4 protein-coding genes are annotated in these 1696 nt (G+C 73.0%); 3 read left to right on the top strand and 1 reads right to left on the bottom strand.

What is annotated here, in order from left to right:
* The coding region (locus tag R3E98_21820) for a GNAT family N-acetyltransferase (GenBank protein ID MEZ4426049.1) at window positions 1–295 on the bottom strand (295 nt) is incomplete at its 3' end.
* Between the two features lie 128 nt (window positions 296–423).
* On the opposite strand from R3E98_21820, the gene R3E98_21815 reads away from it, so the two are divergent.
* From R3E98_21815 to R3E98_21805, 3 genes are all read left to right on the top strand, one after another.
* Window positions 424–711, top strand: a complete 288-nt coding sequence (locus tag R3E98_21815) for a hypothetical protein (protein MEZ4426048.1) — start codon at window positions 424–426, stop codon at window positions 709–711.
* 194 nt (window positions 712–905) lie between these two features.
* The gene (locus R3E98_21810; GenBank protein ID MEZ4426047.1) at window positions 906–1238 is read left to right on the top strand and encodes a PadR family transcriptional regulator; all 333 of its coding nucleotides are present in this window, start codon (window positions 906–908) and stop codon (window positions 1236–1238) included.
* Window positions 1235–1696: hypothetical protein (locus tag R3E98_21805; protein ID MEZ4426046.1), on the top strand; the 462-nt coding region annotated here is incomplete at its 3' end. The genes R3E98_21810 and R3E98_21805, both read left to right, overlap by 4 nt.

Genomic DNA, 1696 nt, shown 5'->3' with positions numbered 1-1696 from the left:
GCAGGGACGAGCCCAGGCCCTTCCGGCGATGCTGCGGCAGCACGTTCAGGTCCACGATCTCGGGGATGGCACGCGCGGCCAGCTCGGGATCCGCGGAGCGCCACGCCACGGTGAGGTAGCCCGTGGGTGCGTCGTTCACCTCGGCCACACAGGTCCAGCGCAGCCCCACGGCCTGCTCGGCCAGGTAGCGATCGAACAGCGCGCGCGGCTTGGACCAGCCGATCAGCGCGAAGGCGCTCTCGAAGGCGGAGCCGTCGCGCGGCTCCAGCGGACGGAGGACAGGTGGACGGCGCATCCGGGTACGTTCCACCCGGAGGGGGATCCCAGCAAGGCGCGGGTGGAACACCGGGGGCGCTCGGGGAAACGATCCCGGCCGCCGGCACGTAGGGCGGTGCAGCCTTCTTTCGACGCCGAGGCCGACCGATGGACAGCCGCTTCCTCATCTTCACCCTCGTCGTGGTGCCGGTGCTCAGCGTCTGCCTGGGCTTCACGGTCCACTACGCCATCCGGCCCATGATCGAGTCCCTGCTGGACGCGATCCACGAGCTGAGCCGGGTCGCCGGCGGGGGAGCCCGCGACGCGGAGGTCAAGCGCTTGCAGGCCCAGGTGGACGAGCTCCAGGGAGAGGTCCGCCGTCTGCGCGACGTGGTCTCCTTCGAGCAGAAGCTGGGCGTCGGCGCCTCGAGCGAAGGGCGCCTGCCGCCCGGCTAACGCCCGGCCGGTCCACTCCGCGGGAGCGCACGCGGCGCGCGTCTGTCCACGGGGAATGCAGCCGCCCCGCGGGTGCCGGGGACTCCAATCGATCCACCCCCTCCCCGGGGTTGCCGACGCACAGATCCGCTGTGTATTATCCTAGCATTGCTACTAATTAAGGGAGGGGTGCGTATGGCGCGGCGAGGGGGCTCATGACGCGCGAAGCGCTTGGGGAGTTCGAACACCTGGTCCTGCTCGCGTGCGTCCACCTCGGGCGTGACGCGTACACGGTGGGCATCGTGCAGGAGATCGAGGCGCGGACGGGCCGGTCCGTGCAGCACTCCGCAGCGTACGTCGCGCTGCGCCGCCTGGAAAAGCGCGGCCTGGTGCGCTCCGAGCTGGGGGAGCCCACGCCCGAGCGCGGAGGGCGGGCCAAGCGCTTCTTCCGCGTGCAGCCGGAGGCGTGGAGCGCGTTGGTGGCCTCACGGGAGGCGTTGCTGGCCATGTGGGAGGGCATCGATCCCACGCCGGGAGCCGCCCGGTGAACGGCCCGCCCCGGTGGCTGGAGGCGCTGCTGGTGCGCGTGCTCGGACCCGAGCGCGCGGAGGAGGTGGAGGCGGACCTCGCGGAGCTGCGCGCCGCCCGGGGCCAGGACACGTGGGGGTGGCGGGACACGGGGGACGCGCTGCGGCTGGTGCTCGCCTGGCGCCTCGAGGAAGGCGGGAGACGGCGCGCCCCGGGCACGCTGCGCCGCGGGCTCGGCGCGCTCGCGCGGGACCTGGGCTTCGCGCTCCGCCGCGTGCGCCGCTCTCCGGCCACCTCCGCTGCGATCCTGGCCACGCTCGCGTTGGCGGTGGGGATCACGACCGCCCTCTTCTCGGTGATCGACGCGGTTTTGCTGCGCGGCCTTCCCTTCCCCGACGCCGAGCGTCTGGTGGTGCTGCACGAGATCGATCCGGCGGATGGGGCACGCGCGCCCCTCGCACCGCCGACCCTCGAGGAC

Source organism: Gemmatimonadota bacterium, from assembly GCA_041390125.1.
Taxonomy (GTDB): domain Bacteria; phylum Gemmatimonadota; class Gemmatimonadetes; order Longimicrobiales; family Gaopeijiaceae; genus JAGQIF01.
The sequence above is the reverse complement of the archived record's forward strand: the minus strand, read 5'-3'. Positions and strand labels throughout refer to the sequence as shown.

Bases quoted from the DNA above. Each gene is read 5' to 3' on its own strand.
- R3E98_21810 (MEZ4426047.1), top strand. From the start codon at position 906: ATGACGCGCGAAGCGCTTGGGGAGTTCGAACACCTGGTCCTGCTCGCG.
- R3E98_21815 (MEZ4426048.1), top strand. From the start codon at position 424: ATGGACAGCCGCTTCCTCATCTTCACCCTCGTCGTGGTGCCGGTGCTC.